Here is a 5,471-nt window from a genome sequence, read left to right as displayed (position 1 = left end):
TATACTAATAGACGAAAGGGTGTGAAAATGATTTTTAAATGATACTGTGGAACGGAACAGTAGCCCTAGTATTGACTACTGTCGTTTCTATTCATATTGGCTATTCTAGGACTGAGATGAAAAAATCTATAAATGCTCAGAATAAAATTGAACCCGCAAATCTCCCCAAAACAATGGTGAGTCATGTACTTGTATTATTCCGAAAAAATACACCTCTGGTGCAGTGAGACAAATTGGTGTATCTTATAGTGGCTTCGTAGATGAAAGCTATACTCTACTATCACTCTTTGATGATGTAGAACAAATTGAAAAAGATAATAGACTTCAGACAGCTATTGATGTTGTCAGAGAACAGTTTGGTTTTTTAGCCATACAAAAAGGAACCGTCCTAACTGAAGGTTCCAGAAATATTGAACGCAGTAAACTTATCGGTGGTCATTCCGCGGGTGGATTGGAGGGATTAAAATGAAACAAGAAAAAAATACAGTACAATTTTCAGAAATCCGTAGCAAAGGATGTAATGATATTGAAATGCTTGAAAGATTTTTACATGGAATCGTTGAAACAGCAACTTCAAAACTTCGTCAGAGAAAACTCAAAACAACTGAAATATCGATACGACTAGTACATGCTAAATCTGAAAACCGATTACCATTGGAATTTACATTTAGCATTAAGCCAACAAGCTCATCTGTGATAATCTATACTGAGGTAATCAATCGCTTTAAAGAATGTTACACAGGTGGGGGAATTCAAGGTTTTACGATTCAATTTGATAAAAATACCCTTGCCTCTGCATAGAAAGGATTTGATATGATTGACCGTTCATATTTACCATTTCAATCAGCAAGAGAGTACCAGGATACAAAGATGCAAAAATGGATGGGCTTTTTCCTATCTGAACATGCATCAGCACTCTCTGATGATACAAACAAAGTAACGTACATGTCTGACTTATCACTAGAGAAGAAATTATTACTCCTCAGTCAAGTATACGCCGGGCAGCTACGCACACGCATTCAAGTGATTGAAAAAAACAAGCGTGTTTCCTACACTGGAACAATACCAAGTCTGACCAAAGATTTCATTTTGATAAAAACTACAACAGGTCACATCAATTTGAAATTAAAAGACATTATTAGTATTGAACTTGTCGAGGAGGTGCTCTATGAATCAGCTTGAGTTTCAGCGTAATCACCTACAAATGGACTATTATAGCGAGAGCTACCAAGATTTTGAACGTGACTTCTACCGCTACTCTAACATGAATATTCCATTGACCTTCCTAACTGATGATATCCTAAAAACAATGGCGACTTCACGTAAGAATTACTTTGTCCTTAATAAGGAAAAGTCCAGAGATAACCGCGATCACTTCTTCATATTTGAAGTAAGTACCGTAGATGAGAATCCGCTAATCTATCATTATACATATAAGAAAACTACAATATATTTAGCAGAAAAATAGGAGCAGTTCAATTGACTGTTCCTATTTTTAATATTCATAAAATCTAAAGTCTTTATACTCTTTAACAATGGAGTCGCCAACCAGAACAGACTATACTGACCAGCGACTACCTTAAATTTAATGTTTCAGATTTATTTTCTTATCTCTAATTTCATAAACTACATCTGCTACATTTTCGAGTAATCGTTTATCGTGGGTGATAAACACGATAGTTCCGGTGTACTCCTTCATTAGTATTTCCAAAGCCTCTAAACTTGGTATGTCAAGGAAGTTACTGGGTTCATCCATTATTAGGATGTTATATCTACCCATGAGCATTTTAGCAAGCAACAATTTTATAATTTCTCCACCGCTTAAAACAGATAAACTTTTTCCAATATCGTTCTGTTTGAACCCCATAGATGCTAGCACTGAACGAATTTCTGATATATTGTAGTCACAATCCTTCTGCATAAACTCCATAACATTCTGATTACTGTTGTACTTGTAACCATTCTGTGCAAAGTAACCTATTTTTGCCTTAGGCGAAATAGAAATTCCTTCTTCATGGTTTAAGATCATTTGGATTAAAGTTGTTTTTCCGATTCCATTACCACCAGTTAACGCCACTTTTGCTCCTAACGGAATTTGAAAAGATGCATTTTCAAACAGAGCCTTATCCCCAAATACTTTATTAATTTCTGCACCGACTATAGGGTATGGATTATGGAGCTCCAATGCTTTACTTTGCCTGAAACGAATTCTGCGAATGCCTTCCGGAGCTTCTACTTTTCCTAAGGCCGCAATCCTGTGCTCTAGGGTTTTAGCAGCATTATACATCTTTTTTTCCTTACTTCCTATTGATTTTTGATGAGCTAAACGCCCTCCGTCTTCAGTACTTTTTTTCTTTGAAGAACCTTTTGCCTTCTGTTCTATTTTACGAGCCTGTTTTCGCTTTTCCTCCGCAGCCCTTTCCAATCGGGCACGTTCCGCAATAAATTGTTCGTATTCTGCAGCTTGGCTCTTACGTTCTTCCTCTTTCTGACGAAGATAATCAGAATAGTTTCCCCAATACTCAGTGATTTTGCCATCTTTCAGTTCCCATATTTTATCTACTATTTCATCAAGAAAATAGCGGTCATGGCTAATAACTAACAGTGCACCTGTAAAATATTTTAGCTGTCCTATTAGAAAATCAATTCCTTCACGGTCTAAATGGCTCGTAGGTTCATCCGCTAAAATACCATGAACCTGTGCCGATAAGGCCTGTGCTATTTTAAGCCTTGTTTCTTCACCACCGCTCATAGTCTGTATATTTAATTGCTCAACACCTAGCTTGCCTACAAGTGCAAAATCTTTTTCCTCCTGCAGAGTTACTTCGTCCAACTGGGGAATATAGGCAAGTTCACCCAGACGATTCATTTTACATCCTGGGGGAGTTAATTCTCCTAAAAGTACCCTGAGTAAAGTGCTTTTTCCAGCACCATTTGCTCCTACTAAACCAATACGGTCATAATCATATACTTCTAATTCATTTATATCTAAAACATCGCGTCCTTTGAATTCCACACGAATGTCTTTTGCTTTTAATATTAATTCCATAACATTTCCTCCTGTCTATAATCGCATGCTTTCATTTGCTTGTATGCAGGGAAAACCCTGCGATTTTAGCAGGAAGAGTTACATGAAAATAAGATACATAAATATTCCTCCAATATTGTTTATTTTAAATCTAATTTTCTAACCTCAGTTATCATTTGGCAAACTATAGCAATGCCAATAATTAAAATACCTGATAGTAAAAACCAATGATTTACACCGATTTTATCAGCAAAGAATCCAGAAAGAATTAACCCAATTGGCATAGCAAGTGACATGATACTTCCGATCAAAGAAAATACACGTCCTAAATATTCAGGCTTAATTTTCTCCTGAAAAAGAGCTGTTTGCACACCGCTATAAAATGGCACCGAAAGCCCCATTATTGCACAGCAAACTACGAATATTACAAATCCATTTGGAGGAAGTATTCCCGAAACGGCTAAACTGGTCCCCATTATAAAAAATGAACTTGTTATTAGTAATACATGCTTTTCGAAGCCCCCTAATCTTCCTAATAATAAGCCTCCTGCTAGCATCCCAAATGCAAAGGAAATTTCCGTAATAGAAATATGCACAGGCGTTCCATTAAAGTGTTCCATGCTTATTAAAGGAAATAGTGCATTGATTGGCATATAAACAAAAGTATATAGTGTTCCTAAGAGTAATAAGGCAAACAATCCTTTGTTTTGTCTCAGAACCACAACTCCTTCTTTCATCTCCCTTATGAAATTTGGTTCTAAACTTTGCACTTGATTACCCAGCTTAGGTATACGTACAATTGCTACCGTAATAGATGCAATCACAGCACCCAATACGTCGATGGCAATAATAGCATTTAAATCCCAAACGGAGTATAAGAGTGCTGCAACTGCCGGACTAACAATATAGCTTATAGACTGCAAAGACTGACTATAGCCTGCGCATTTCGTTAGCTGTTCTTCTGGTACTAAAAGTGGTGTAACCGCATTGAGTGCTGGGGTATGAAAAGCTGTTCCAATGCTACGGATAAACAATACTATCATAATCATCCAGACAGGTAGCTCCATACAGAATGCAACAATAGCAAGCACTGCACCAGCTGCTGCGATAATTAAATCGGCACCAATCATTATCTTCTTCCTATCATGACGATCCACTAGCACACCAATGGCAGGTCCCAAAATCGCATAGGGTAAAAAACCTACTAATGAAGCCATAGACAAGACCATCGCAGATCCTGTTTTTTCTGTAAGGTAAAAAATAATCGCCATTTGCAGGATGGCACTAGTGATTAATGATACTGCTTGCCCTGCCCATATTGCATAAAATTTTCGTTTCCAATTGTTGTATTTTTCCATTTATATTATCTCCTGCATATTATTTTGCTTGAATTTCTATTTTGAATAGCATTCTAGGCAATAAAAAATGCAGGCCAAACCCCACAATGTGGCTTTTGGTCTGCATACATACAATTTGGAAACATTCATATTAAAGACATAGTTAAATAAAGGTATAGTTAAATAACCAATATCCTCACCGTAACTAATGAATGCTCAATATCGTATAAATAAGCACAACAAAAAAGCCTATCATCGGGTATAGATTCTGCTTTTTTTATTGCCAGCTTATCTTAAACGCATTGAGGCTGTCATAGTTTCGGTTCCTCCTACATCTTTGTTTATATCAATTTATAGTATAACACAACAAGATGATATGTTCAATATAAAAGTTATGGAATGAGACTCATACTTCCAATTCGATGCCAGATTTAAAGGATATGACGAAGTTTTCTTCATAGACTGTAACGCTCTGGATTATCTTCCTTAGTAGCAAGCGATTAGCTTTCACAAAATCTTCTGTTTGTAGTTTTAAAAATTCATCAGGATTTTCTAACTCAACCTCAAAATATTTCATTTTACATTCCCTCATTTCATTTATTGATAAATTGAGTTTGCAAAAAAGAGTGGACAATTTTTGTCTACTCTTAACCTTTAAAATAGTTTTTTTTAATCGATTTGAAGTTGCCTAAATTATTACTTATTCGGTAAAATGAAGTATTGCTTTCAACAGATTTCCTTCAACTACACTTCACTTGATTCAAACAAGGTGGGTACATTTCTATTCCCACAAACTCCTTGTCAATGGAAACAAACACGTACCCACAGGGTAAATGGAAATAGAAACTGATAATTTCTAGCTATCACTTCTACTCATTCCAAAAATTTTCTCACTCTGATACTTACCCACCATAAAGCAAAAAGCCTTGCAATCAAGGCTTTCATTATCCCTTTCGTTCAAAGGTTTCTAAGCTTTTACGAGCAGAGCGACACACTCAGCGGTTCGCTATCTCCGTTCTGTCTGCGTGCTAGCACTTGTCAATCACGGACAGCTATCGCATGGGCGGAAGTAAATGCTAATCTTCGTCGTTTTACTCCTTGACTAG

At 36.4% G+C, this 5,471-nt stretch carries 7 protein-coding genes; 4 read left to right on the top strand and 3 right to left on the bottom strand.

The genetic code is table 11. The features are described from left to right. The first annotated feature begins 223 nt into the window (after positions 1–223). The 4 genes from NML75_RS08735 to NML75_RS08720 are packed head-to-tail and all read left to right on the top strand — an operon-like array spanning position 224 to position 1,468. On the top strand, positions 224–469 hold the full coding sequence (locus tag NML75_RS08735) for a hypothetical protein (RefSeq protein WP_001813542.1): 246 nt from the start codon (positions 224–226) through the stop codon (positions 467–469). Next, a complete protein-coding gene (locus tag NML75_RS08730) occupies positions 466–801 on the top strand; it encodes a DinB/UmuC family translesion DNA polymerase (RefSeq protein ID WP_000806926.1) in 336 nt (111 codons plus the stop codon). Before NML75_RS08735 ends, NML75_RS08730 begins: the two co-directional genes overlap by 4 nt. Positions 802–813: 12 nt before the next feature. Next, positions 814–1,182: a hypothetical protein gene (locus tag NML75_RS08725; protein WP_000567222.1), complete on the top strand. Its 369-nt coding sequence runs from the start codon at positions 814–816 to the stop codon at positions 1,180–1,182. Next, positions 1,169–1,468 carry a DUF5960 family protein gene (locus NML75_RS08720; RefSeq protein ID WP_001072467.1) on the top strand — a complete coding sequence of 100 codons (300 nt, stop codon included), beginning with the start codon at positions 1,169–1,171 and terminating at the stop codon, positions 1,466–1,468. Before NML75_RS08725 ends, NML75_RS08720 begins: the two co-directional genes overlap by 14 nt. Positions 1,469–1,585: 117 nt before the next feature. On the opposite strand, the gene msr(D) is transcribed toward NML75_RS08720, so the two are convergent. From msr(D) to NML75_RS08705, 3 genes are all read right to left on the bottom strand, one after another. Beyond that, positions 1,586–3,049, bottom strand: coding sequence for an ABC-F type ribosomal protection protein Msr(D) (gene msr(D) / locus NML75_RS08715; RefSeq protein ID WP_000420313.1), 1,464 nt, complete (start codon positions 3,047–3,049; stop codon positions 1,586–1,588). A gap of 119 nt (positions 3,050–3,168) precedes the next feature. After that, positions 3,169–4,386 (bottom strand): macrolide efflux MFS transporter Mef(A), encoded by a 1,218-nt coding sequence (gene mef(A), locus NML75_RS08710; protein ID WP_000417519.1) that lies wholly within the window; start codon positions 4,384–4,386, stop codon positions 3,169–3,171. Between the two features lie 385 nt (positions 4,387–4,771). Continuing rightward, entirely contained in the window at positions 4,772–4,942 is a 171-nt protein-coding gene (locus NML75_RS08705) for a hypothetical protein (protein ID WP_000873143.1), read from the bottom strand. Between the last annotated feature and the right edge of the window lie 529 nt (positions 4,943–5,471).

It is taken from the genome of Streptococcus sp. CF4-3, from assembly GCF_024295385.1.
Taxonomy (GTDB): domain Bacteria; phylum Bacillota; class Bacilli; order Lactobacillales; family Streptococcaceae; genus Streptococcus; species Streptococcus infantis_I.
This window is presented reverse-complemented; position numbering and strand designations above follow the sequence as displayed.

What these genes read in the sequence shown, in the direction of transcription:
- NML75_RS08730 (WP_000806926.1), top strand. Translation starts at nt 466, where the DNA reads ATGAAACAAGAAAAAAATACAGTACAATTTTCAGAAATCCGTAGCAAA.
- NML75_RS08725 (WP_000567222.1), top strand. Translation starts at nt 814, where the DNA reads ATGATTGACCGTTCATATTTACCATTTCAATCAGCAAGAGAGTACCAG.
- NML75_RS08720 (WP_001072467.1), top strand. Translation starts at nt 1,169, where the DNA reads ATGAATCAGCTTGAGTTTCAGCGTAATCACCTACAAATGGACTATTAT.
- NML75_RS08705 (WP_000873143.1), bottom strand. Translation starts at nt 4,942, where the DNA reads ATGAAATATTTTGAGGTTGAGTTAGAAAATCCTGATGAATTTTTAAAA.